Origin of the sequence: Burkholderia mayonis (assembly GCF_001523745.2) — a bacterium.
Taxonomy (GTDB): domain Bacteria; phylum Pseudomonadota; class Gammaproteobacteria; order Burkholderiales; family Burkholderiaceae; genus Burkholderia; species Burkholderia mayonis.
Map to the genome: position 1 here is coordinate 3,132,245 of NZ_CP013386.1, position 24,005 is coordinate 3,156,249.

General features: G+C 68.0%; 20 protein-coding genes and 2 pseudogenes. 11 read left to right on the forward strand and 11 right to left on the reverse strand.

All coding sequences use genetic code 11. From position 1 onward, the window contains the following. Nucleotides 1–110 precede the first annotated feature (110 nt). From WS70_RS15085 to xdhA, 4 genes are all read right to left on the reverse strand, one after another. Complete coding sequence (locus WS70_RS15085) at nt 111–515, reverse strand: hypothetical protein (protein ID WP_059470410.1); 405 nt, start codon at nt 513–515, stop codon at nt 111–113. A 390-nt stretch (nt 516–905) separates the two neighbouring features. After that, nucleotides 906–1,688: a substrate-binding domain-containing protein gene (locus tag WS70_RS15090; protein WP_059470457.1), complete on the reverse strand. Its 783-nt coding sequence runs from the start codon at nt 1,686–1,688 to the stop codon at nt 906–908. A gap of 443 nt (nt 1,689–2,131) precedes the next feature. Beyond that, nucleotides 2,132–4,495: a xanthine dehydrogenase molybdopterin binding subunit gene (xdhB, locus tag WS70_RS15095; RefSeq protein ID WP_059597635.1), complete on the reverse strand. Its 2,364-nt coding sequence runs from the start codon at nt 4,493–4,495 to the stop codon at nt 2,132–2,134. 29 nt (nt 4,496–4,524) lie between these two features. After that, nucleotides 4,525–6,042 (reverse strand): xanthine dehydrogenase small subunit, encoded by a 1,518-nt coding sequence (gene xdhA, locus WS70_RS15100; protein WP_059470412.1) that lies wholly within the window; start codon nt 6,040–6,042, stop codon nt 4,525–4,527. On the opposite strand from xdhA, the gene WS70_RS33620 reads away from it, so the two are divergent. From WS70_RS33620 to WS70_RS15115, 3 genes and pseudogenes are all read left to right on the forward strand, one after another. After that, the gene (locus tag WS70_RS33620) at nt 6,016–6,240 is read left to right on the forward strand and encodes a hypothetical protein (RefSeq protein ID WP_082716063.1); all 225 of its coding nucleotides are present in this window, start codon (nt 6,016–6,018) and stop codon (nt 6,238–6,240) included. The genes xdhA and WS70_RS33620 overlap by 27 nt on opposite strands. A gap of 81 nt (nt 6,241–6,321) precedes the next feature. Next, nucleotides 6,322–7,536, forward strand: a complete 1,215-nt coding sequence (locus WS70_RS15110; RefSeq protein WP_059597636.1) for an MFS transporter — start codon at nt 6,322–6,324, stop codon at nt 7,534–7,536. 3 nt (nt 7,537–7,539) lie between these two features. Next, nucleotides 7,540–7,773, forward strand: a pseudogene (locus WS70_RS15115) (helix-turn-helix domain-containing protein); the annotation flags it as partial. Nucleotides 7,774–7,797: 24 nt separating this feature from the next. On the opposite strand, the gene WS70_RS15120 reads toward WS70_RS15115, so the two are convergent. Next, complete coding sequence (locus tag WS70_RS15120; protein WP_059470414.1) at nt 7,798–9,012, reverse strand: pyridoxal-phosphate-dependent aminotransferase family protein; 1,215 nt, start codon at nt 9,010–9,012, stop codon at nt 7,798–7,800. 48 nt (nt 9,013–9,060) lie between these two features. Here WS70_RS15120 and WS70_RS15125 point away from each other — a divergent pair. From WS70_RS15125 to WS70_RS15155, 7 genes are all read left to right on the forward strand, one after another. Then, nucleotides 9,061–9,818, forward strand: a protein-coding gene (locus tag WS70_RS15125; RefSeq protein ID WP_108033955.1) for an IS5 family transposase whose coding sequence is annotated in 2 segments (ribosomal slippage) — nt 9,061–9,376 and nt 9,376–9,818 — 759 coding nt in all. Because the reading frame shifts where the segments join, the coding sequence is not laid out codon by codon here. Nucleotides 9,819–10,214: 396 nt separating this feature from the next. After that, nucleotides 10,215–10,577, forward strand: a complete 363-nt coding sequence (locus tag WS70_RS31580; protein WP_159082906.1) for a hypothetical protein — start codon at nt 10,215–10,217, stop codon at nt 10,575–10,577. A gap of 150 nt (nt 10,578–10,727) precedes the next feature. Beyond that, nucleotides 10,728–11,708 carry a LysR family transcriptional regulator gene (locus tag WS70_RS15135; protein WP_059470416.1) on the forward strand — a complete coding sequence of 327 codons (981 nt, stop codon included), beginning with the start codon at nt 10,728–10,730 and terminating at the stop codon, nt 11,706–11,708. A 46-nt stretch (nt 11,709–11,754) separates the two neighbouring features. Then, a complete protein-coding gene (locus WS70_RS15140) occupies nt 11,755–12,759 on the forward strand; it encodes a 2-hydroxyacid dehydrogenase (RefSeq protein WP_059470417.1) in 1,005 nt (334 codons plus the stop codon). A gap of 108 nt (nt 12,760–12,867) precedes the next feature. Beyond that, nucleotides 12,868–13,527 carry a 5,6-dimethylbenzimidazole synthase gene (gene bluB, locus WS70_RS15145; protein WP_059470418.1) on the forward strand — a complete coding sequence of 220 codons (660 nt, stop codon included), beginning with the start codon at nt 12,868–12,870 and terminating at the stop codon, nt 13,525–13,527. A gap of 115 nt (nt 13,528–13,642) precedes the next feature. Further along, nucleotides 13,643–14,812: an MFS transporter gene (locus tag WS70_RS15150; RefSeq protein ID WP_059470419.1), complete on the forward strand. Its 1,170-nt coding sequence runs from the start codon at nt 13,643–13,645 to the stop codon at nt 14,810–14,812. 162 nt (nt 14,813–14,974) lie between these two features. Continuing rightward, complete coding sequence (locus WS70_RS15155) at nt 14,975–16,144, forward strand: MFS transporter (protein WP_059470420.1); 1,170 nt, start codon at nt 14,975–14,977, stop codon at nt 16,142–16,144. Nucleotides 16,145–16,517: 373 nt separating this feature from the next. Here the strand turns inward: WS70_RS15155 and fahA are convergent, their stop codons facing one another. From fahA to WS70_RS15190, 6 genes and pseudogenes are all read right to left on the reverse strand, one after another. Beyond that, the gene (fahA, locus tag WS70_RS15165; RefSeq protein WP_059597301.1) at nt 16,518–17,822 is read right to left on the reverse strand and encodes a fumarylacetoacetase; all 1,305 of its coding nucleotides are present in this window, start codon (nt 17,820–17,822) and stop codon (nt 16,518–16,520) included. After that, complete coding sequence (gene hmgA / locus WS70_RS15170; protein ID WP_059470422.1) at nt 17,819–19,153, reverse strand: homogentisate 1,2-dioxygenase; 1,335 nt, start codon at nt 19,151–19,153, stop codon at nt 17,819–17,821. The genes fahA and hmgA overlap by 4 nt, the downstream gene beginning before the upstream one ends. Before the next feature lie 18 nt (nt 19,154–19,171). Next, nucleotides 19,172–19,678, reverse strand: a pseudogene (locus tag WS70_RS15175) (MFS transporter); the annotation flags it as partial. 128 nt (nt 19,679–19,806) lie between these two features. Beyond that, nucleotides 19,807–20,037, reverse strand: coding sequence for a DUF2783 domain-containing protein (locus WS70_RS15180; protein WP_059597302.1), 231 nt, complete (start codon nt 20,035–20,037; stop codon nt 19,807–19,809). A 36-nt stretch (nt 20,038–20,073) separates the two neighbouring features. After that, nucleotides 20,074–21,735 (reverse strand): FAD-dependent oxidoreductase, encoded by a 1,662-nt coding sequence (locus tag WS70_RS15185; RefSeq protein ID WP_059597303.1) that lies wholly within the window; start codon nt 21,733–21,735, stop codon nt 20,074–20,076. Between the two features lie 18 nt (nt 21,736–21,753). After that, nucleotides 21,754–22,710: an MBL fold metallo-hydrolase gene (locus tag WS70_RS15190; protein ID WP_059597304.1), complete on the reverse strand. Its 957-nt coding sequence runs from the start codon at nt 22,708–22,710 to the stop codon at nt 21,754–21,756. Between the two features lie 269 nt (nt 22,711–22,979). On the opposite strand from WS70_RS15190, the gene WS70_RS15200 reads away from it, so the two are divergent. Then, complete coding sequence (locus WS70_RS15200; RefSeq protein WP_059470426.1) at nt 22,980–23,786, forward strand: EAL domain-containing protein; 807 nt, start codon at nt 22,980–22,982, stop codon at nt 23,784–23,786. Nucleotides 23,787–24,005 lie beyond the last annotated feature (219 nt).

Genomic DNA, 24,005 nt, shown 5'->3' on the forward strand with positions numbered 1-24,005 from the left:
TTGCACGGCCGATCGATGCGAGCGCTTGGGATCGGCGCAATGCCGATCGGGCATGAGCGGCCGATGGAATGCGGAGCGCGACGGACGTTTGCGCGACGGCAAGCGTGCGCTCACGCCGCACGGAAGGTCTCCTGCAGATGCGTCCAGCGCACCGCGCCCGTCTGCGGATCCCGTTCGAACACGGCTGTCGAGCGGCGCGTCGGCAGCGTGCCCGTCGCGTCCGTCTGAAACTCGCAGTAGCTGACGACGCCGAGCGCCGAGTCCGCAGCGAGCGCGCGCATCTCCGCGAACGTGATCTTCAAGCCGGGCTTTCGGCCGTGAAGCCGCGCGAACAGCGCATGCGTGGCCGCGTGATCGTAGACGTTGCCGTCGGTACCGATCATCGTGAAACACGGCGCGAAGCGCGCCATCAGCGCGTCGAGCGCGGCGGGCCCGGACACGTCGCCCGAGAGCCAGTCGCCGATCGCGTCGCAGCCGGCGACGATCTCGTCGAAATACGGTTGATGCGCTTGCATGAGTCTTCCTCGCCAAGGCGCCCGGCACGTGACGCGCGGACTCGCGAGTGTACGTGATGCGCGCCGCGTGTCAATTCGGGCGGTGCGCGGCCGCTGTCTTCGGGGTTTGCGAGGATCGTTCGCAGCGTGCGACGCTCGGCTCGTACCTATCGCGATGTCGCGGCCGGCGCACGATCTCGTTGCCGCACGAGGCTCGGTTCCGCGACTCGCAGCGCAAGCCCGTCATTGGCGTGAACAGGCCCTAGCCGGCTCGAAGAATCTTACGAGCGTCGTCGGCCGAAGCAGCCAGCACTTGACCTGCGACGCTCGGCTCAGCCACGTTGCGGCCAACCCATGCCCCCGCCGCCGCACGATGCGCAGCGTCGCGACCGACGACGCAAACGCAACGCATCAGTGCGCCGGAATCGGATCGAGGCCCGTCTTGCGGATGTCGTCGGCCGACGCGGGCGACGCCAGATAGTCGAGCAGCGCGCGCGCCTCGCGCGGATGCTTCGCACCGGCCGGCACCCCGCCCGCGAACCGCGTGACCGATTGCAGCGACTCCGGAATCTTGCCGACGAACATCACGCCCTGTACCGGCAGCAACTCGCTCACCTGCTGGAAGCCGAGCGCATACGTGCCGTCGGCGACCTTCGACGCGACCGGAATGCGCGGCACCATCGTCGCCTTCGGCCTGACCTCGGCTTCGACGCCGAGCCGCTTGAACAGCGTGTTCTGGATATAGACGCCGCTCGCGCTGTCCGAGTACGCGACCGATTTCGCGTGCAGCAGCGCGGCCTTCAGCGTGTCGGGCGTGCCGATGTCGGGCACCGGCTCGCCCGCGCGCACGGCCGCGCCGATCCGCGAATCGGCGAGCTCGACGCGCGAGCCCGGATCAACCTTGCCTTCGCGGATCAGTTTGTCGAGCGCGTAGCCGACCAAGATCACGACGTCGGCCGGCTCGCCGCGCGCGAGCCGGTTCGGGATCGCTTCAGGCGTCGTGCCCATTGACGGCCCATACGCGATGTCGAGCGTGTTGCCCGTCGACGCCTCGAACTTCGGCGCGAGCAATTGGTACGCGGCCGTGAAGCCGCCGGAATTCATCACGTGCAGCTCGGCTGCGTGCGCTTGCGCGAGCGCGGCGACTGCGGTCAGCAGCGCGGCGCCGAGATGCTTCGTCAGGGCATGTCTCATCGTTGTCGTCGTTTTCGATCGGTCGTCGGGAAGGAAGCGCCGATCATCTTCGCGGAAACCGGCGCCGTTGAGAAGCGCAGGTTTGTACGGATTGGTTAGCTTCGAGGCGGCGAGCGGCTCGCCGTTCGCGTGCGCGCCGCGCGCTGACGGGACGGCTTCGGTACGGCAGTCTCGCCGCATCGACCGTCTCGGATGCACCGACTCGCCGGACACGCCCGCCGCCGGCTTCCGGGCGACGATTGCGGCCGCTCGCAACGGCCGCGCGTCGGCGATCCGGATTGCCGCGCTCGTCCGAAGCGATCGCCCCGGCGCGAGCGTCGTTGCCGAGATTCTTCACCGCGCGACGCGAGGCCGTGCGTCAGCGCCCATCGTCGCGCGCCATTACGCTGCTTCGTCGCGCAACCGGCAGTCGCGCATTCACGCATCGGCGCAGCCGCCCCGCATCACGCCCCCGTCAGCGCCGCACGCACGGCCTGCACCGCACGCAGAATCGACTCGCCCGTCGCGGGCGCGGCGAGCGGCGGATCGATCGCATGATCGCCGACCGCCGCGATCGCGTCGCGGATCGCGAAGAACACCGAGAACGGCAGCAACAATGGCGGCTCGCCGACCGCCTTCGACCGGTGGATGCTGTCCTCCGCATTGCGGTTGTCGAACAGCTTCACGCGGAAATCCGGCGGGCAGTCGTTGACGGTCGGGATCTTGTACGTCGACGGCGCGCGCGTCATCAGCTCGCCGCCGTCGTTCCACCACAGCTCTTCGGTCGTCAGCCAGCCCATCCCCTGGATGAACGCGCCCTCGATCTGCCCGATGTCGATCGCCGGATTCAGCGACGCGCCGACGTCGTGCAGCGCATCGGCGCGCAGCACGCGCATCTCGCCCGTCAGCGTGTCGACGACGACTTCCGACACCGCCGCGCCATACGCGTAGTAGAAGAACGGCCGCCCGCGCAGCGTCGCCTGATCCCAGTGCAGCTTCGGCGTCGCGTAGAAGCCGTCCGACCACAGCTGCACGCGCGCGCGATACGCGTGCGCGACGACTTCCGCAAACGGCACGACGGCGTCGCCGACGCGCACTTCGTCGTGCGCGAAGCGCACGTCGGCCGCGCTCGCCGCACCGTTGCCGAAGCGCTCGGCCGCGAACGCGGCGAGCCGTTCGCGCAACTGCCGCGCGGCGTCCTGCGCGGCCTTGCCGTTCAGATCGGAGCCCGTCGACGCCGCGGTCGCCGACGTGTTCGCGACCTTGCTCGTGTCGGTCGCCGTCGCGCGGATTCGCCCGAAGCCGACGCCGAGCTCGTGCGCGACGACCTGCGCGACCTTCGTGTTGAGCCCCTGGCCCATCTCGGTGCCGCCGTGGTTCACGAGGATCGAGCCGTCGGTATAGATGTGGACGAGCGCGCCCGCCTGATTGAAATGCGTGACGTTGAACGCGATGCCGAACTTCACCGGCGTGAGCGCGATGCCCTTCTTCAGCACCGGGCTCGACGCGTTGAACGCGCGCGTCGCCGCGCGGCGCGCGCGGTATTCGCTCGTCGCCTCGAGCTCGGCGATCAGCTCGTGCAGCACGTTGTCCTCGACCGTCTGCCCGTACGGCGTCACGTTGCGCTCCGTCTTGCCGTACAGATTCGCGCGGCGCACGTCGAGCGGATCGCGGCCGAGCGAGCGCGCGACGCTGTCGATGATGTATTCGATCGCGAACGCGCCCTGCGGGCCGCCGAAGCCGCGGAACGCGGTGTTCGACTGCGTGTTCGTCTTTCCGCAGCGACCGACGATCGACACGTCGGGCAGCCAGTACGCGTTGTCGAAGTGGCACACCGCGCGCGTCATCACGGGCCCCGACAGATCGGCGGAGAAGCCGCAGCGCGACGTCATGTCGACCGAGACGCCTTCGATCACGCCCGCGTCGTCGAAGCCGACGTCGTAGCGGTAATGGAAGTCGTGCCGCTTGCCGGTGATCATCATGTCGTCGTCGCGATCGGGACGCAGCTTCACCGGGCATTGCAGCTTCCACGCGGCGAGCGCCGCGCAGCACGCGAACAGGCCCGATTGCGATTCCTTGCCGCCGAAGCCGCCGCCCATCCGCCGGCATTCGACGAGCACGTCATGCGACGCGAGCCCGAGCACGCGCGCGACGAGATGCTGCATCTCGCTCGGGTGCTGCGTCGAGCTGTAGACGTGCATCGCGCCGTCTTCCTTCGGCACCGCGTAAGCGATCTGCCCTTCGAGATAGAACTGCTCCTGGCCGCCCAACGTCAGCTCGCCCGCGCAGCGATGCGCGGCGCGCGCGATCTGCGCGGCCGCGTCGCCGCGCGCGAGCTTCATCGGCGGGATCACGTACGAGCCGGCCGCGCGCGCGGCCTGCGCGCTCAGGACCGCCGGCAGCGCGTCGTATTCGATCTGCGCGCGGCGTGCGGCCGCGCGCGCCGCGTCGTGCGACGTCGCGACGACGACGAACATCGGCTGCCCGACGTACTGGACGACGCCGTCGGCAAGCACCGGATCGTCGTGAACGATCGGCCCGCAATCGTTGACGCCCGGAATGTCGGCGGCGGTCAGCACGGCGACGACGCCCGCCGCCGCGCGCACCGCGTCGAGCCGCATCGACACGATCTTCGCGTGCGGCTTCGCGGAGAGGCCGAGCGCCGCGTGCAGCGTGCCCGCGACGAGCGGAATGTCGTCGGTGTAGGTCGCGCGCCCGCTCACGTGCAGATGCGCGGATTCGTGCGGACGCGACACGCGGACTTGCTTGAACGCGTCGCGCTCGGCGTCGGCGGCGATGCTCAGGAAAGGTTCGGCTTGCTGATTCATGATGCGATGCTCCGCTTCGCGTCGATCGGTCAGGAGGCGGCCGGCTCGGCGGCGACTTCGCGCACGTTCACTGCCGCGGCGGGCAGCGGATCGTGCGGGCGGGTCTCCAGCCAGAAGCGGTACAACAGGTTCTTCGCGGTCTCGATCCGGTACGCGCTCGACGCGCGCATGTCGGTGAGCGGCGCGTAGTCGTTCTCGAGCGCGCGCATTGCCGCGAGCGCGGCGGCTTCGTCCCAGACGGCGTCGGCAAGCACGGCCTCCGCGTGCGGCGCGCGCTTCGGTGTCGCAGCCATCCCGCCGAACGCGATGCGCGGCGCGCGGATCGACTCGCCGTCCACGACGCACGCGAATGCCGCGCAGACGGCCGAGATGTCGGAGTCGAAGCGTTTCGACAGCTTGTATGTGCGGAATCGCAGGTTCGCGCGCGCGCCGGCGCGCTTTGGCACCTTCAATGCAACGACGAGCTCGTGCTCGGCCATGTTTTTCCTCTGATAGCCGAGATACAGATCCTCGAGCGGCAGCTCGCGCGTCGCGTCGCCGCCGCGCAGTACGATGCGCGCGCCGAGCGCGATGAGGCCGGGCATCGAATCGCCGATCGGCGAGCCGTTCGCGACGTTGCCGCCCATCGTCCCCGCGTTGCGGATCGGCAGCGACGCGAAGCGCTTCCACATCTCGGTCAGCTCCGGATAGTGCGCCGCGAGCGCCGCATACGCGGCCTCGACCGTCGCGCCCGCGCCGATCTCGATCCAGTCGTCGTCCTCGGCGATCCGACGCAGCTCGGCCACCTGGCCGACGTAGATCACGTCACCCAGATCCCGGAGCTGCTTCGTCACCCACAGGCCGACGTCCGTGCTGCCCGCGAGCACGCGCGCCAACGGCTTGTCGGCCTTCAGCCGCGCAAGCGCGTCGAGCGTGCGCGGCGCGTCGAACGAGCGGCCCGCGTGCTCGTAGTGAAACGTGTCGTCGCGGCGCAGCGACGCGAGCATGCGCGCGAGCGCGGCGACGTCGACGGGAGCCTTCGGCGGCGGCGCGTCGAACATCCGCACCGCCGCGTCGACGATCGGCCGGTAGCCGGTGCAGCGGCACAGGTTGCCCGTCAGCGCGTCGGCGATCTCGGCGCGCGGCGGCGGCGTCCGGCCGGCGCGCTGCGCGTCGTGCCCGTGCTTTTCGTACAGCGCCCACATCGACATCGCGAAGCCCGGCGTGCAGAAGCCGCACTGCGAGCCGTGGCATTCGACGAGCGCGTCCTGCGCCGGATGCAGCGTGCCGTCCGGCTGGCGCAAGTCCTCGACCGTGAAAAGCGCGCGGCCGTCGAGCGTCGGCAGGAACTGGATGCACGCGTTGACTGCCTTGAAATCGACGCCGCCCGCGTCGTTCAGCTCGCCGACGACGACCGTGCACGCGCCGCAGTCGCCTTCCGCGCAGCCCTCCTTCGTGCCGGTGCAATGCGCGTCCTCGCGCAGATACTGGAGCACCGTGCGGGTGATGTTCGCGCCGCGGACTTCGCGGATCGCCTGGCGATGATAGAAACGGATCGGCTCACTCATGTCGCGTCGGTCTCGAAAATGGGGACATGCTCGGACGATGGCGGCGCGTGCAGCGCCGAGCCGGCGCGCAGACGGCCGCAGCAGCCGTCGTCATCACAATTCGCACGCTATCACCGTCAAATTCCGGAACCCATAGCCGACCGCGCATGCGGTTTATATCACTGCGGCGATATCCCGCTTTACACACTGTTTAACTAAGCAGTACCTGCAAGAAAACCGGTTTCATGTAAAAATTCGGCTTCCGCATCAAATGGATGCGCGTCTTCGTTCCGTCCCCCAATGTCCGCCGATTCCGCCCCTTCCCCGCGCAGCGCGTTCGCCACGACGCTGCAGATCGTCTCCGTCGTATCGTTCACGTTCGTCTGCTACCTGACCATCGGACTGCCGCTCGCGGTGTTGCCGGGCTTCGTGCATGACGAGCTCGGCTTTTCCGCGATCGTCGCGGGCGCGGCGATCAGCGTGCAGTATTTCGCAACGCTCGCGTCGCGGCCGCTCGCCGGTCGCTGCGCGGACACGCTAGGCCCGAAGCGCACCGTGCTGCGCGGGCTCGCCGCGTGCGGCGCGAGCGGCGCGCTGCTGCTTTCGGCGTTCGCGTTCGCGCGCTGGCCGGCCGCGAGCATCGTGCTGCTCGTCGCGAGCCGGCTCGTGCTCGGCGTCGGCGAGAGTCTCGTCGGCACGGGCGCGATCCTGTGGGGGATCGGCCGCGTCGGCACTGCGCACAACGCACGCGTGATCTCGTGGAACGGCATCGCAACGTACGGCGCACTCGCGATCGGCGCGCCCGTCGGCGTCGCGATCTCGCATGCGCTGATTCCCGCCGTGCTCGGCGTGCTCGTGATCGCGCTCGCCGGCGGCGGCTACTATCTCGCGCGGCTGATCGCGCCCGTGCCGCTCGTGCACGGCGAACGGATGTCGTATGCGAGCGTGCTCACCCGCGTGCTGCCGCATGGCCTCGGTCTCGCGCTCGGCTCGGCCGGCTTCGGCTCGATCGCGACCTTCATCACGCTCTACTACGCCGAACGCCACTGGCCGAACGCGGCGCTGTCGCTGACCGTGTTCGGCACGCTCTTCATCGGCGCGCGCCTGTTGTTCGCGAATACGATCAAAACACACGGCGGATTCCGCGTCGCGATCGTGTCGTTCGCGTTCGAATGCGCGGGCCTCCTGATGCTGTGGCTCGCGCCCGTGCCGCACGTCGCGCTCGTCGGCGCGGCGCTGACGGGCTTCGGTTTCGCGCTGATCTTCCCCGCGCTCGGCGTCGAGGCGGTCGCGCTCGTGCCGCCCGCGAGTCGCGGCGCGGCGCTGTCCGCGTATTCGGTGTTCCTCGATCTGTCGCTCGGGATCACGGGGCCGCTTGCCGGCTACGTCGCCGGCGCGTTCGGCTATCCGCAGGTGTTCCTGTGCGCGGCCGTCGCGGCGGCGGCGGGCGTCGCGCTGTCGACGGCGCTGTATCAGTGGCAGGCGCGCCTGTCCGGCAGCGGCGCGGCCGCCTAGCGGTCCGAATACCACTTCTCGCGAATGTTCCGCGTATCGTTCGGCCGCGCGCCGCACACGTGGATCGCGCAGCAGCGCCTCGCGCGAGCGCGCACGCTGCTGCGCACGACTTCGCTTCCGCTCGCGCAGGTCGCCGCGCAGTGCGGCTACGCGAACGCCGCGCACTTCAGCCACCGCTTCCGCGACACGCACAGTGCAACGCCGGGCGCATACCGGCGGGCGATGCAGGCCGCCTAGGCGGCCCGCGCATTTGCGCTCACGTCACTCGCCGCGCCCCGACAGCGCCTGCTCGAGCGCCGCGACGCCCGCCGGCAGATCGACGGACACCTTCAGATCGACCATCGTGCGGCCGAACGCATGCAGCGTGCGGAACAGGTTGTGCTCGCGGCACTGCTCGCCCATCTGGCCGATCCGCACGATCGGCAGGCCGAACGAGCCCGAAATCTCGACCTGATACTGCTTCGAGATGTGCCCGCAGATGAGCCCCGGCGTGAGACCTTCCGGCACCGCGATGCCGACGACCGAATTCAGCCGGCACGACTGGGGCGCGTAGAGCTCGAGCCCCATCCCCATAACCCCCGCCTGCAGCGCGAGGGAGCAGCGCAGATGGCGCGCGTAGCGGTTCTCGAGCGTCTCCGCGCAAACGAGCCGCAGCGCCTCGTGCAGCGCGAGCACGCCGGACACGGGCGCCGTGTAGTGGTAGCCGGCGTTGTGCCAGAAGTGCTCGGCGAGCGCCATGTCGAGGCACCAGTGCGTGTTCGGCTCCGGGCGGCTCTTCATCCGCTCCCACGCAGCGTCGGAGAACGCGATCAGCGACACGCCCGGAATCGACGACAGCCCCTTTTGCCCCCCCGTGATCACGGCGTCGATGCCCCACGCATCCATGTCGAGCGGCATCGTCGACAGCGTGCAGACCGCGTCGACGACGACGAGCGCGCCTGCCGTCTTGGCGATCGCCGCGATTTCCTTCAGATGGCGGTTCCAGACGGTGTTCGACGTCTCGCCATGGACGATCGTGACGATCTCCGGGCGCTCGCGCGCGATCGCGCCGGCGATTTCGTCGAGGCTCGCGACGGAACGGTCGGGCACGTCGATCGTCGCGACGTCCGCGCCGACGCGCGTCGCCATCTCGGCCATCCGCGCGCTGAAAAAGCCGTTCTTGATCGACAGCACCTTGGCGCCGCGCCACGCGAGATTCGAGATCGCCATCTCCATCGCGGCGGAGCCGGGGCCCGCGACGCCCAACACCCACTTCGTGCGCGTCTGGAACACGTAGCGCGCCATTTCCTTCACCTGCTCGATGATCTTCGCCATCGTCGCGCCCAGATGGTTGATCACGATCGTGTTCGCCTTCGCGACCGCGGCCGGGATCGGCACGGGACCGGCGCCCATCATGAGGAGCGGTTCTTCGGGCAGGATCGCGTCGAGCGGAACGACGACGGGACAGGGAATCGGCGAGTAATCGGTCGTGGACATGGGCTATGGCGTGTTCACACTACATTGATTTAAGGTTATGCTTCGGGGATGGAAATCTCCGAAGCCCAATACAAACAGATCGAACATTGCCTGCCGCGACAGCGAGGCAATGTGAGCCTGCCGAACCTGCAAGTGCTCAACGCGATCCTCTATGTTGCTGAGCACGGATGTAAATGGCGCGGCCTGCCGCCACGTTTCGGTCGCTGGCATACGATCTACACGCGCATGAATCGTTGGTCTCGCAACGGCGTACTGGACCGAGTGTTCACGGAGTTGCAGCGCGCACAGATTATTCGCGTCCGAATTGAAGCGGTATCGCTGGATAGCACGATCGTGAAGGTTCATCCTGACGGCACCGGTGCGTTAAAAAAAATGGACCCCAAGCTATCGGCAAGTCCCGTGGAGGATGGACAACCAAGATTCATATGGTTGCCGCGGATGCTCGAACAGCCATAACGTTCGCACTGTCGCCCGGTCAAGCCGGCGATGCGCCGCACGGACGTGCACTGCTCGAGCGCCTGGGACCGCCGAATCGGCCGCTGCACCTGCTGATGGACAAGGCGTACGAAGGTAACGAAACCCGACAGCTCGCGCTCGATCTCGGTTTCATCCCGGTCGTTCCTCCGTTGAGCACGCGCGTCGAGCCTTGGGAGTACGACCGGGAAATGTACAAACGTCGCAACGAAGTCGAGCGGCTGTTCCGTCGATTGAAGGGCTTTCGTCGCATCTTCTCGCGCTTCGACAAACTCGATCTGATGTTCATTGCCTTTATCAACTTCGCCCTGATTGTCGAAGCCCTTCGATAGTGTGAACACGCCCTAGGCGGAACAACAGGTTGAGAATGCGGTAATCGGTCGATCATTCCGCGAACCGTTGCAATGCGCAAGTGTTTTGATCGACGCGAGCTTCGGATGCGTGCGCGGCGCCAAGCAGCGCAACGACGCGGCCCCGCTGTTCGGCCCAGCCGCCGGCGGGCGGCCGAACGTCGCGGCGGACCGCCGGCCCGCCGCGCGGCGAGGCGGACGCCCGGCCTGTCGACTTCGACAGGCCACCTGCGACGAATCCGGGCTTGACGCCCGCCGACCGCCCGGCATTCATCCGACCGTCCGTGCTTTTTTCGCGCGACGGCCTCGGAAAAATCCCGCCGCTTCCGCTCGAATAGGCCAAATCGGCATCCCCCTACTAAATCGAAAAATCATTCTTTGCAAGCCGAATCGTCAAACTTCCCGAAAAATCTTGCATTAACCATTCGATGCAATGCAGCAAATTTATTTGTTCCGCACCGGAAAAGAACTGGTGACGGCATTGCAATTCACACACAAAAATCACCAAAAAAATACACCGCCGGCATCCTGCGCACGGCGCTCCGCACTCCGAACCAGCGGAGTCCCGGTTTGGAAACGGTACCGCGTCAGCCGCTCCGCGCGGCCGCCTCACCGGGATTAAAACCACTGCAACCATCGAATATCGCCCGCGCAAATCTCGGAATCGGTTCACACCCCATAAATCAGGTTCGACGAGACCGCCAGCCGATTTATTACATTCGGGATGAAATAATTATTTAGTTGACTGATGCAGTCAGCTTATTGAACAATTTGTCCAGCCTTCGATGATTTGACATTTAAGACAAGCCCTGTGCTGATCCGACAGCCTGCGGCTCGCCATGATCGAAGGCGTAAAACACAACATAATCATTTAATGGGCCAACGAAAGCTATGAACCAAATCCAGACCATGCGTGTTTTCGTATGTGTTGCAGAACTGCAGAGCTTCCGGCGGGCGGCGCGGAAGCTCGGCGTATCGAATGCGCTCGTCACGCGTTCGATCGCGATGCTCGAAACCCATCTGAACACGCGTCTCATCCATCGCACGACGCGCAATCTGTCGCTGACGGAAGCGGGCATCCGCTACCTCGACGGCTGCCGGGCGCTACTCGAGGAGTTCGATCAGCTCGAGGCTTCCGTCGAGCGGGCGGTTCACGAGCCCGTCGGCACACTGCGCGTCGCCGTGTCCGGGTTGCTGTCGCCCGGCCGGGTCACTCCCCTCGTCGACAGCTACCGTCGTCAGTACCCGAAGGTGCGCGTACAGCTGACGCTGACCGAAGGTCCGCTCGACGTGATCGAAGCCGGCTATGACGCGGGCCTCGTCACGGGCGGCCGTCTCGACGGCAATCCAGCGCTGATCGGCCATCCGCTGATGCCGAACACGCTCGCGCTGTGCGCCGCGCCTTCGTATATCGAACGGCACGGCGCGCCGCACCGTCCGGACGATCTCGTCCGCCATTCGTGCATCGCGCTGCCGGCCGACCAGCACTCGTCGACCTGGCGCTTCGTCGATCCGGACCACTTCACGCACGTCGTGTCGCTGCAGCCCGTCTACACGGTCAACAGTGCGTCGATGGTGCGCGCGGCGACGCTCGCCGGCACCGGCATCTCGGTGCTGCCGGAAAGCTACATCGCTGACGCGCTCGAAAGCGGCGAGCTCGTGCGGATCCTCGGCGACTACCGGATCGACGATCCCGACACGCAGTTGTCGATCGTCTATCCGAACCGCCAGTTCCTGCCGGCGCGCACCCGCAGCTTCGTCGAGCACGCGCTGTACCACCTCGGCGGCCAGAAGACCGAAACGAACGGCCACTACTTCATGCGCGAGGCCGGCACGGCCAAGCGTCCCGACGTCGTCGCCGGGCTCCAGTGACGCCCGACTGAAGTAAACTGATGCGCACCTTTACCGGAGGCAAAGCGTGCGCATCATTCTTTTCAGCAGCCGGCAGTACGACCACGACTCGTTCGACGCCGCCAATCAATCGTTCGGCTACCGGCTGCATTTCCAGCCTTCCCATCTCGATGCGGAGACGGCGGTCCTCGCGCGCGGCTACGAGGTCGTGTGTCCGTTCGTCAACGACACGCTCGACGCGGCCGTGCTCGGGGCGCTCGCCGCGGGCGGCACGCGCGTCGTCGCGCTGCGCTCGGCGGGCTTCAACCACGTCGACCTCGCGGCGGCCGCCCGGCTCGGGCTCACCGTCGTACGCGTGCCCGCGTACTCGCCGCACGCGGTCGCCGAGCACGCGGTCGCGTTGATCCTCGCGCTCAACCGACGCCTGCCGCGCGCCGTCGCGCGCACCCGCGAAGGCGATTTCTCGCTGAACGGGCTGCTCGGCTTCGATCTCTTCGGCAAGACGGTCGGCGTGGTCGGTACGGGCCTCATCGGCAGCGTGTTCGCGCGGATCATGGCGGGCTTCGGGATGCGCGTGCTCGCGCATTCGCTGCCGCCGCACGACGATGCGCTGATCGCGCTCGGCGTGCGCTACGTGACACTCGACGCGCTGCTCGCGGAATCGGACATCGTGAGCCTGCACTGCCCGCTGATGCCCACCACCCATCATCTGATCGACGCCGACGCGCTTGCGCGAATGAAGCCGGGCGCGATGCTGATCAACACGAGCCGCGGCGGGCTCGTCGACACGCAGGCGCTGATCGACGCGCTGAAGACGGGCCAGCTCGGGCACCTCGGGCTCGACGTCTATGAGGAGGAAAGCGGACTCTTCTTCGAAGACCATTCCGACCGCCCGCTGCAGGACGACGTGCTCGCGCGGCTGCTGACGTTCCCGAACGTGATTGTCACGTCGCACCAGGCATTCTTCACGCGCGAGGCCCTCGCGGAGATCGCGCATACGACGCTGTCGAACATCCGCGCGTGGCAGGACGGCACGCCGCAGAACGTCGTCGACGCTGCACGGCAGGGGTGACGGCGAGCGCAGCCGAGCCTCATCAAGTCGGCTGAACCCCTTATTGGCGCGTCGCGCGAGTCTGCTATCGTTGCGGCGATTCGCCTCCACCCGCCTTGCCAGTCCATCATGCGTTTCGACGAACCCGCGATCGCCGCCGTCTATCGGGCGATCTTCGAGCGGCGCGACATGCGCCATTTCACGTCCGCCCCGGTCGATCCCGCCGTGCTCGCCCGCCTGCTGCGCGCCGCGCATCACGCGCCGAGCGTCGGCTTCATGCAACCGTGGCGCTTCATCCGCGTGACCGATCCCGCGCTGCGCGAACGCATCCACGGGCTCGTCGACGCGGAGCGCCGCGCGACCGCCGATGCGCTCGGCGAGCGCCACGATGAATTCATGCGGCTGAAGGTCGAAGGCGTGCGCGAATGCGGCGAGCTCCTCGTCGTCGCGCTCGCCGACGGACGCGAGCGGCACGTCTTCGGCCGCCGCACGCTGCCGGAGATGGACCTCGCGTCGGCTGCGTGCGCGATCCAGAACATGTGGCTCGCCGCTCGCGCCGAAGGGCTCGGGATGGGCTGGGTGTCGCTCTTCGACGTCGACGCGCTCCGCCGGCTGCTCGCGATGCCCGACGGCGCGAAACCGATCGCCGTGCTGTGCCTCGGTCACGTCGATGCGTTCTATGCGAAGCCGATGCTCGAAGAGGCGCGCTGGGCCGCGCGGCTGCCGCTCGACGAATGCCTGTACGAAAACGCGTGGAACGCCGCGCCGATGCCTGCGCGCAACACCTGATCAGGCCCCGAACACGGGGGTTTTCCCTGAGATAAAATCGCGGCTGTCCCGAGCGCTTCCATCGGCGCGCCGCATCCCGCGGCGCCGGAGGCGGCGGCCCTCCCGCGAGTCTCCGATGCCACTGCCCCTGTTCGCCCTTGCCGTTGCCGCATTTGGTATCGGTACCACCGAGTTCGTCATCATGGGCCTCCTGCCGAACGTCGCGCGCGATCTCGGCGTGTCGATTCCGGCGGCGGGCATGCTCGTGTCCGGTTATGCGCTCGGCGTCACGATCGGCGCGCCGATCCTCGCCGTCGTCACCGCGAAGATGCCGCGCAAGGCGGCGCTCCTCGCGCTCATCGGCGTGTTCATCGTCGGCAATCTCTTTTGCGCGGTCGCACCCGGCTACGCGTCGCTGATGATCGCGCGCGTCGTCACCGCGTTCTGCCACGGCGCGTTCTTCGGGATCGGCTCGGTCGTCGCGAGCAGCCTCGTCGCGCCGAACAAGCGCGCGCAGGCGATCGCGCTGATGTTCACGGGCTTGACGCTCGCGAACGTGCTCGGCGTGCCGCTCGGCACCGCGCTCGGGCAGGCGTTCGGCTGGCGCGCGACGTTCTGGGCCGTCACCGGCATCGGCGCGCTCGCGGCGGCGGCGCTCGCCGTCTGCGTGCCGAAGCGCCTCGAGATGCCCGCGGCGGGCATCGCGCGCGAGTTCGGCGTGCTGCGCAATCCACAGGTGCTGATGGTGCTCGGCATCAGCGTGCTCGCGTCGGCGAGCCTCTTCACCGTGTTCACGTACATCACGCCGATCCTCGAAGACGTGACGCGCTTCACGCCTCACGACGTCACGCTCGTGCTGCTGCTCTTCGGCCTCGGCCTGACGGTCGGCGGCACGGTGGGCGGCAAGCTCGCCGACTGGCGGCGGATGCCGTCGCTCGTCGCGACGCTCGCCGCGATCGGCGTCGTGCTCGCCGCGTTCGCGGGCACGATGCACGCGCCGTTGCCTGCGCTCGCGACGATCTTCGTATGGGGCGTGCTCGCGTTCGCGATCGTGCCGCCTCTGCAGATCCTGATCGTCGATCGCGCGAGCCACGCGCCGAATCTCGCGTCGACGCTCAACCAGGGCGCGTTCAATCTCGGCAACGCGCTCGGCGCCTGGTTGGGCGGCGCCGCGATCCACGCGGGCGTGCCGCTCGCGAAGCTGCCGTGGGCGGGCGCCGCGCTCGCGGCGGCGGCGCTCGCGCTGACGTTGTGGTCGGCGTCGCTCGAACGGCGCGCGATCGCGGGGCCCGCCGAATGCGCGTGACGCCGACGGCGACGTTTCGTTCGCCGCGCGCACCGAACGCCGCCGTTCCCGCAGCACACGCTCGTCCTCGCGCATGCCCGACCGACGCGTCGGCTCCGCCGGACCGCGCAACACGCATCGCGATGGAGCGATTCCGCCCGCCGGTGTAGCATCACGGCCGTTATGAAGACGATCCTCACCCGCGATTTCCTCGCGCTCATTCTCAGCGTCGCCGTGGTCGGCCTGGGCACGGGCGCCACGCTCCCCCTCACCGCACTCGCGCTCACCGAAGCGGGCCACGGCACCGACATCGTCGGCATGCTGACCGCCGCGCAGGCAGGCGGCGGCCTCGTCGTCGTGCCGTTCGTGTCGGCGATCACGAAGCGTCTCGGCGCGCGGCAGGTCATCGTCGCATCGGTGCTCGTGCTCGCCGCGGCGACCGCGCTGATGCAGTTCACGTCGAGCCTCGTCGTCTGGGGCGTGCTGCGCGTCGTCTGCGGCGCGGCGCTGATGCTGCTCTTCACGATCGGCGAGGCGTGGGTCAACCAGCTCGCCGACGATGCGACGCGCGGACGCGTCGTCGCGATCTACGCGACGAACTTCACGCTGTTCCAGATGGCGGGCCCCGTGCTCGTCAGCCAGATCGCCGGGATGACGAACGCGCGCTTCGCGCTGAGCGGCGCGCTCTTCCTGCTCGCGCTGCCGTCGCTCGCGTCGATCCGCAAGACGCCTGTCGGCGACGAGCCGCATCACGAAGCGCACGATCGCTGGACGCGCGTGATGCCGAAGATGCCCGCGCTCATCGTCGGCACCGCGTTCTTCGCGCTGTTCGACACGCTCGCGCTGTCGCTGTTGCCGCTCTTCGCGATGGAGCGCGGCGTCGCGAGCGATACGGCCGTGCTGCTCGCGGCGATCCTGCTGTTCGGCGACACCGCGATGCAGTTCCCGATCGGCTGGCTCGCCGACAAGCTCGGCCGCGAACGCGTGCACATCGGCGCGGGCTGCGTCGTGCTCGCGCTGCTGCCGCTCCTGCCCGCCGTCGTCGCGACGCCGTGGCTCTGCTGGCCGCTTCTCTTCGTGCTCGGCGCGGCGGCGGGCAGCGTCTACACGCTGTCGCTCGTTGCATGCGGGCAGCGCTTTCGCGGCTCGGCGCTCGTGACGGCGAGCTCGCTCGTGTCGGCGTCTTGGAGCGCGGCGAGCTTCGGCGGGCCGCTCGTCGCGGGCGCGCTGATGAAGCAGTTGGGCGGCGATGCGCTGATCGGCGTGCTGATCGTGTCGGCGCTCGCGTTCGTCGGCGCGGCGCTGTGGGAGCGGCGCGCGTTGCCGGTGCAAGCCGCTCGGCAAGAGCGGTGACGCGATGCGGTGATCGCGTCGATCAAGATGGCCGTGGTCGTCGCGTCGAGCACGCGAATGCGTTCTGACACGCACACCGCCCGAGGCTCCCACCATCGATGCGCGACGCGAATCCGTCACGCGAGAGCATCGAGCGAAACGGCGCGCCCGTGTCGATGCTCGCCCCCGTCCACTGGCGTCGCGCCGGGCGACACCGGGTCCAATCGCGCGGCGGTATCGCGAAACCAAGACACGATGCCAAAACAACGCGGGCGCTTGCAGCCTCGAAGCCGCAAGCGCCCGATTCGATGACCGCGCGCCGTCCTTTCGCACCGCCCTTTTGCGACGTCGATCGCACAAGGCGTCGCGGCCCGCTGCGCGCCCTACCGCGTCATCAGCTCAACGCCGGCAGAATCTTCCCGACGCACGTGCCGAAGCCGACGCGATACCCATCGCCCTCGCACCAGCCGGCAAGCGTCAGCTCGTCGCCGTCTTCGATGAACGCGCGCGTGCCGCCGCTCGCGAGCGCGATCGGCTCCTTGCCGTTCCACGTCAGCTCGAGCAGGCTGCCGAACGAATCCCGCGTCGGCCCGCTGATCGTGCCCGAGCCCATCAGATCGCCGACCCGCGTGTTGCACCCCGACACTGTGTGATGCGCGAGCTGCTGCGCCATCGTCCAGTACATGTGTTTGAAGTTCGTGCGCGAGATCGCCGTCGCGTCCGCCGCGCCGTCCGGCTTCAGGCGCACTTCGAGCTCGACGTCGAACGCGTGCTTGCCGCCGTGGCGCAGATACGCGAGCGGCTCCGGCTCCTGCTTCGGCTGCTCGGTGCGGAACGGCTCGAGCGCGTCGAGCGTGACGATCCACGGCGAGATCGACGTCGCGAACGTCTTCGCGTTGAACGGCCCGAGCGGCACGTATTCCCATTGCTGGATGTCGCGCGCGCTCCAGTCGTTCAGGAGCACCATTCCGAAGATGTGCGACTCCGCGTCCTCGCACGCGATCGGCTCGCCGAGCGCATTGCCGCGGCCGACGACGAAGCCCGTCTCCAGCTCGATGTCGAGCTTGCGGCACGCGCCGAACACCGGGCGATCGCCGTCCGGCAGCTTCAGCTGCCCATTCGGCCGGCGCACCGGCGTACCGCTCACGACGACCGACGACGCCCGGCCGTTGTAGCCGATCGGCATCTCGGACCAGTTCGGCAACAGCGCATTCTTCGGATCGCGAAACATCGAGCCGACGTTCGTCGCGTGCTCCTTCGACGAGTAGAAATCGGTGTAGCCGGGAATGTCGATGGGCAGATGCAGCGTCGCGTCGCGCTGCGCGACGAGCACGCGCGCGCGCAGCACGGCGTCGTCGCGCAACCGCGCATCGCCGCGCTCGAAGAGCGCGCTCAACTGGATGCGCACGCTGCGCCACGCGTCGCGGCCGAGCGCGATGAAGTCGTTCAGCGACGGCCGCTCGAACACGGCCGCTCCGCCCTGCACCGTCAGCAGGCCCGCGCGTGCGAGCTCGGCGAGATCGACGATCGCATCGCCGAGCGCGACGCCCGCGCGACGCGCCGGATGGCGCGCATCGCTGAAGATGCCGAACGGCAGGTTCTGGATCGGGAAATCGCACGCGGCGTCGTTCGCCGCGTCGAGCCAGCTCTTACGGGAAGGATCGAGGGTCGCGCGCAGCGCGCCGGGGATAGCGCTCATCGTTGCTCCGGGTTGAAGTGTTTTTCGAGGCCTTGCCAGCATTCGAAGTAGTTCGCCTGCAATTGCGCCGTGTCGAGCGCGAAGCGCGTCGGACGGATCAGCGTGCGGGTCTCGAACATGAACGCCATCGTGTCGCCGACCTTGTTCGGCTTCGACGTATCGATCGAAGAAGCCTTCTCGAACGTGTCCGCATCCGGCCCGTGGCCCGACATGCAGTTGTGCAGACTCGCGCCGCCCGGCAAGAAGCCTTCCGCCTTCGCGTCGTAGACGCCGTGCACGAGGCCCATGAACTCGCTCGCGACGTTGCGATGGAACCACGGCGGGCGGAACGTATCCTCGGCCGCGAGCCAGCGCGGCGGGAAGATCACGAAGTCGATCGCGTCGACGCCCGGCGTATCGCTTTGCGACTGCAGCACGAGGAAGATCGACGGATCCGGATGGTCGTAGCTGATCGAGCCGATCGTGTTGAAGTGACGCAGGTCGTACTTGTACGGCGCGTAGTTGCCGTGCCACGCGACGACGTCGAACGGCGAATGATCGATGTCCGCGCGCCAAAGCCGGCCGTTCAGCTTCGCGACGAGCTCGAATGCGCCTTCGCGGTCTTCGTACGACGCGTTCGGCGTCAGGAAATCGCGCGGATTCGCAAGCCCGTTCGAACCGATCGGCCCGAGATCCGGCAGCCGCAGCAGCGCGCCGAAGTTCTCGCAGAGATAGCCGCGCGCGTGCCCGTCCGGCAACGCGACCGAGAAGCGCACGCCGCGCGGGATCACCGCGATCTCGAACGGCTCGACGTCGAGCCGGCCAAGCTCCGTCATGATGAAGAGCCGCCCTTCCTGCGGGACGATCAAGAGCTCGCCGTCCGCGCTGTAGAAGAAGCGGTCGCGCATCGAGCGGTTCGCCGCGTACAGATGAATCGCGCAGCCGCTCATCGCGGCGGCGGAGCCGTTGCCCGCCATCGTCACCCAGCCGTCGACGAAATCGGTCGGCTGCGCGGGCATCGGCAGCGGGTCCCAGCGCAACTGGTTCGGCGGCGTCGGCGGCACGTCGTCCGAATCGCCGAAGTCGGCGACGATCCGACGCTCGCCGGACACGAGCTCGAACGGCCGATGCACGGCGGCCGGCCGGATCCGGTACAGCCACGACCGGCGGTTGTGGCCGCGCGGCGCAGTGAACGCGGTGCCGGACAGCTGCTCCGCATAGAGCCCATACGGCGCGCGCTGCGGCGAGTTGCGCGCGTGCGGCAGCGCGCCCGGCAGCGCCTCGGTCGCGAATTCGTTCGCGAAGCCGCTCTGGTAGCCCGCTTCGCCCGGTTTCGAAAAATCCAGTGTCATGATTGTCGTTCTCTCCATTCAAGCGACGTTCGGCGCGGCCGCGCCGCGCCGCCGCGTCACGCTCGCGAGGCCGATCACGAAGACGGCCGAGCACAGCACCGGCACGGCCGCCGCGTGAAACAGCGCATCGTTCGACCAGCCCAGTGCGATCAGTTGCCCGCCGACGAGCGGCCCGAGCACGGAGCCGACGCGGCCCACGCCGAGGCTCCAGCCGATGCCCGTCGAGCGCAGCGACGTCGGGTAATGACGGCCCGCGAGCGCGTTGACCGCGGGCTGTCCGCCGACGATGCAAAAGCCGCCGACGAACACGGCTGCGAGCAGCCAGGGAAACGCATGCGCGACCGAGCCGATCAGGCCGACCGCGATCGTCGCGCATGCGAAGCACGCGAGCAGCACGCGCGCGAAGCCGTGCCGTTCGATGAACCAGCCGAGCGACAGCGTACCGATCACGCCGCCCGTCTGCAGCACCGTGCCGACGACGACGGCCGTGCCGCTCGCGTAGACCGCGTCGCGCATCACGCTCGGCGCGACGTAGCCCATCGCCTGCGCATCGAAGCCGCCGATCACGAGACACGGCCCGCAGCGCGCGAGCGGCATCACGTGAAACGCGGGCCGGTGCATTTCGTCGAGCACGCGTGCGGCGGCGGGCGCGGTCATTGCGGCGCCGACGCGCCGGGCGCGCCGTCGAGCGTCACAGCGCCGCTGCGCGCGAGCGCCATCGCTTCGCGCAGCACGTCGAGATCGCCGACCTGGTTCGCGAGCAGCAGGATCAGCTTCGCGTTGACGAACTGGCTCTCGCTGTCGGGCAAGTCGCGGTGCATGTCGATCAGCGCTTCGTAGAATGCGTCCGGATCGGACAGACGCAAGCGAGCGTCGAGGTGCATCGGGTGTCTCCTGGTCTCTGTCGATATGTGTTGCGGTCACGCGTTGCAGAGCGCGCGCGCGAGCGCCGCGCGCACCGCGCTCGCGTCCGCCGCGCGAAAGCGCGCGCAGACGTGCTGGTCCGGACGCAGCAGGTAGAACGTGCCGGGACGCGCGTCGTAGCGCTGCGCGGCAAGCCCTTCGCTGTCCTCGATCACGTCGACGCCCGTCACCGCGCGCGCTTCGCCCTTCGGCACGACGAGCACGGGCGCGACGGGCGGCGCTTGGCCGCGCGTCGCGTCGACGAGCGCGGGCGCATCGCCGATCGAGCCGAACAGGACGCCGGCGAAGCCGTCCTTCAGATGCCGCAGCAGCCAGCCGGACTCGCCGTTCGCGAGCACGGGCGCATCAAGCGCAACCGCACCCGGAACCGGCGCGCGTTCGAACGCGTCGCCCGCGCGATCGGGCGTATTGAGCGGCGAGTCGGCGAGCACCGCCGGCACCGACAGCCGGCCGCTGTTGACGAGCTTGCGCGCGAACTCGCAATCGCGCGCAAGCTTGAGCGTCGCGTCGCGGAACACGCGCGAGATCGGGCTCTTCGGCGTGATGAAATCGGTCGAGCGCGTCGAGTTGCGGATGTTCTCGTCGGCCGCGAATTCGCGCTCGCTGGCGTACGTGTCGAGCAGGCGATCGGGCGCCTGGCCGTCGAGCACGAGCTTCAGCTTCCACGCGAGGTTGTCGGTGTCCTGCACGCCGCTGTTCGCGCCGCGCGCGCCGAACGGCGACACGCCGTGCGCCGAGTCGCCCGCGAACAGCACGCGGCCGTGCCGGAAGCTGCCCATCCGCTGGCAGCGGAACGTATAGACGCTCACCCATTCGAGCTCGAACTCGACGTTGGGCCCGAGCAGCGCGCGCACGCGCGAAACCACACGCTCCGGCGCTTTCTCGGCGACGGGATCGGCGTCCCAGCCGAGCTGGAAATCGATGCGCCACATGTCGTCCGGCTGACGGTGCAGCAGCACCGACTGATTGCGATGGAACGGCGGATCGAACCAGAACCAGCGCTCGGCCGGAAACGGCGCCTTCATCTTCACGTCGGCGATCAGGAAACGGTCCTTGAACGTGCGGCCGCGGCTGTCGAGGCCCATCATCGCGCGCAGCGGGCTCTTCGAGCCGTCGGCCGCGATCACGTAGCGCGCGCGCAGCGTGTACGGCCCTTCCGGCGTGTCGATTTCGAGCTCCGCATGGTCGGGCGTCTGCCGGATTCCCGTCACGCGGTTCTTCCAGCGCAGATCGAGATTCGGCAGCTCGAACGCGCGCTCGGCCAGATAGCCCTCGACGTAGTATTGCTGCAAGTTGACGAACGCCGGCCGCGCGTACCCGGCCTCGGGCAACAAGTCGAACGCGTAGATCAGTTCGTCTTGCAGGAACACCTTGCCGACGTGCCAGCTCACGCCCTTCTGCGCCACCCGCTCGCCGCAGCCGAGACGATCGAAGATCTCGAGCGTGCGCTTGGCGAAGCAGATCGCGCGCGAGCCGGTCGACAGCGTGTCGTCGTCGTCGAGCACCACGACGGGCACGCCCTGCTGCGCGAGATCGATCGCCGCCGCGAGCCCGACGGGCCCCGCGCCGACGACGACCGCCGGGTGCGGCTCGCCCGCGTCGGCGCCGGCGGCGCGCGGACGATAATCGAACTTGAGCGTCTGATAATCGATAGTCATGATCGCCGCCCGCCGTGCTCAGCCTTCCAGGGTTTGCCACATGTCCTTGTCGCGCTCGGCCGTCCAGATCCGCGGATCCGGATATTGCGTGGCCTCGTCGAACGCGCGCGTCACGTCGAACGGCATGCAGTGGTCGAAGATCACCCACTCGCCGAACTTCGGCTTCAGCTCCGCATACGTTTCCTTGTAGATCGCGTTCAAATCCTTGCCCGCCGCCGCACCGGACTTCACCTTCGCGTACAGCTCGCTCACGAACGCGCGCGTGCCCGCGAGGCCGTCCGCGACTTCCTGCGGCGTCTTCAGCGCGGCGCCGCGGCCCGGCACGAGCTTCTCCGGCTTGAGCGCCGCGATCGCGTCGAGCGTGTGCGGCCAGTCCTGGAAATACGCATCGCCCGCATACGGCGTCGCGCCGTATTCGACGAGGTCGCCCGACAGCAGCACCTTCTCCTGCGGCAGCCACACGACCGTGTCGCCCTTCGTGTGACCGCGGCCAAGCTGCATGATCCTCACTTCGAGCTTGCCGAGCCAAAGCGTCATCTCGCCCTTGAACGTGAGCGTCGGCCAAGTGAGGCCCGGCACCGACTCGACCGAGCGGAACAGGCGCGGAAAGCGCTCGATCTCGCTCTTCATGTCGGCCGCGCCGCGCTCGACGATCAGGTCGCGCGTGTCCTGGCTCGCGATCACATGATCGGCACCGTACGCGGACGCGCCCAGCACCCGCACCGCGTGGTAGTGCGTGAGCAGCACGTACTTGATCGGCTTGTCGGTGACTTCGCGGATCCGCCGGATCACGTCCTCGGCCATCACGGGCGTCGCCTGCGTGTCGGCGACGAGCACCGCGTCGTCGCCGACGATGATCCCCGTGTTCGGATCGCCTTCCGCCGTATAGGCGTACGCGTGCTCGGACAGGCGTTCGAACGTCACCTTCTTCTCGGTCAGGTCCGCCTGCGATGCAAATTTCTTGTCACCCGCCATCTGTCGCTCCTTGCTCCGTATTGAGGGATGCGCCGCTTTCGTCGGACAAGCGGCGCGTCTGACTGCTTGATCTGCGTCAACATCGTTGATTTACGAATAGTAAAACCAATTACGATTAGTGAAATTAACGTATACCCTAGGCGCCGGCGCGGAGCCAATAGCGGAGCCAATATCGATATGAACAACTCGCGCAGCCAATCGCGCCCGGCGCTGCTACTATCGTTCATATACGGCGGCCGTTTCGGCCACATTTCTTCCATCCGGAGTCCATGGTTCCGCCCACCATTCCCGAACTCGTCGCCCGTGCGGGCAAGCTGCCGTTCCTGTGTGAGCACCTCGCACTCGACGACGGCGCGCAAAGCGCGTACGCGCACCTGCGCGATCTCAAACTGGAAAGCGCATACGAGCCCATCTACGACGTGTCGATGCCGGGCGCGCCGCAATCGACATCGCTCACCGACGCGATCGAGCGCTACGGCGACGAACTCGGCTTCCAGGCGATCACGCACATGGGCGGCGCGCCGTTCGATCCGATCGATGCCGTCGCCGACGATCAGGAGCTCGTCGCGCTCGACCGGCTCGCGCGCAGCCTGCACGCGATCAACTTCTTCGGCGCGCAGCGGCACGGACTGCTGTTCCTGCGCGTGCACGAACGGCTGCTGAAGAGCGTCAAGTACGACCACGGCAAGCACTTCTCGAGCGTGCTCGAGGGGTTCGGGCTGTCGCCCGAGCGCGTCGTGATCGAGCTGCCGGCCGCGGCCGTCGCGCACAAGACGTTCCTCGGCTATCTGACGAAGAGTTATCAGCACTACGGCTTCAAGGTCGCTGACAAGCTGCCCGATCCGGGGCGGATCCTCGCCGTCGAATCGGACATGGCGCGGCCTGACTACATCAAGATGGACGCGGCGATCGCGCTGCGGGAAGGGATGGTGAAGGCGCTCGTCGGCTATGCGCATCGCGTGCGCATTCCGCTCATCTTCGATCACGTCGTCGACGAGACGCAGTTCGAGCTGCTGCGTCAGTACGACGTGCGGCTCGTGCAAGGACCGGTGTTCTCGCAGCCGGCCGCGGTTTGACGGATCGGGGAATGCTTGGTGCACGGTGCGTCGAGCGGGACGAACGCGATGTGTTGCGCGACTTGTGCGGCGCCGCGCGGCGCTTGCAGCGTCGCATCTGAAAAGTTGGAACCGTCGAAATCGCTGACCGCGCCTCGCGCCGGCGACCCTCGCCGCGCCTGACGCGCTCGACCCACGTGCCGCACGCCCGATACGATGCAGCGCCGGAAAGCGCCCGCA

What these genes read in the sequence shown, in the direction of transcription:
- WS70_RS15090 (WP_059470457.1), bottom strand. Translation starts at nt 1,688, where the DNA reads ATGAGACATGCCCTGACGAAGCATCTCGGCGCCGCGCTGCTGACCGCA.
- WS70_RS15150 (WP_059470419.1), top strand. Translation starts at nt 13,643, where the DNA reads ATGCCACTGCCCCTGTTCGCCCTTGCCGTTGCCGCATTTGGTATCGGT.
- xdhB (WP_059597635.1), bottom strand. Translation starts at nt 4,495, where the DNA reads ATGAATCAGCAAGCCGAACCTTTCCTGAGCATCGCCGCCGACGCCGAG.
- WS70_RS15155 (WP_059470420.1), top strand. Translation starts at nt 14,975, where the DNA reads ATGAAGACGATCCTCACCCGCGATTTCCTCGCGCTCATTCTCAGCGTC.
- WS70_RS15120 (WP_059470414.1), bottom strand. Translation starts at nt 9,012, where the DNA reads ATGTCCACGACCGATTACTCGCCGATTCCCTGTCCCGTCGTCGTTCCG.
- WS70_RS15085 (WP_059470410.1), bottom strand. Translation starts at nt 515, where the DNA reads ATGCAAGCGCATCAACCGTATTTCGACGAGATCGTCGCCGGCTGCGAC.
- WS70_RS15180 (WP_059597302.1), bottom strand. Translation starts at nt 20,037, where the DNA reads ATGCACCTCGACGCTCGCTTGCGTCTGTCCGATCCGGACGCATTCTAC.
- xdhA (WP_059470412.1), bottom strand. Translation starts at nt 6,042, where the DNA reads ATGAGTGAGCCGATCCGTTTCTATCATCGCCAGGCGATCCGCGAAGTC.
- WS70_RS33620 (WP_082716063.1), top strand. Translation starts at nt 6,016, where the DNA reads ATGATAGAAACGGATCGGCTCACTCATGTCGCGTCGGTCTCGAAAATG.
- WS70_RS15110 (WP_059597636.1), top strand. Translation starts at nt 6,322, where the DNA reads ATGTCCGCCGATTCCGCCCCTTCCCCGCGCAGCGCGTTCGCCACGACG.
- WS70_RS15135 (WP_059470416.1), top strand. Translation starts at nt 10,728, where the DNA reads ATGAACCAAATCCAGACCATGCGTGTTTTCGTATGTGTTGCAGAACTG.
- hmgA (WP_059470422.1), bottom strand. Translation starts at nt 19,153, where the DNA reads ATGACACTGGATTTTTCGAAACCGGGCGAAGCGGGCTACCAGAGCGGC.
- WS70_RS15190 (WP_059597304.1), bottom strand. Translation starts at nt 22,710, where the DNA reads ATGGCGGGTGACAAGAAATTTGCATCGCAGGCGGACCTGACCGAGAAG.
- WS70_RS15200 (WP_059470426.1), top strand. Translation starts at nt 22,980, where the DNA reads ATGGTTCCGCCCACCATTCCCGAACTCGTCGCCCGTGCGGGCAAGCTG.
- WS70_RS15185 (WP_059597303.1), bottom strand. Translation starts at nt 21,735, where the DNA reads ATGACTATCGATTATCAGACGCTCAAGTTCGATTATCGTCCGCGCGCC.
- fahA (WP_059597301.1), bottom strand. Translation starts at nt 17,822, where the DNA reads ATGAGCGCTATCCCCGGCGCGCTGCGCGCGACCCTCGATCCTTCCCGT.
- bluB (WP_059470418.1), top strand. Translation starts at nt 12,868, where the DNA reads ATGCGTTTCGACGAACCCGCGATCGCCGCCGTCTATCGGGCGATCTTC.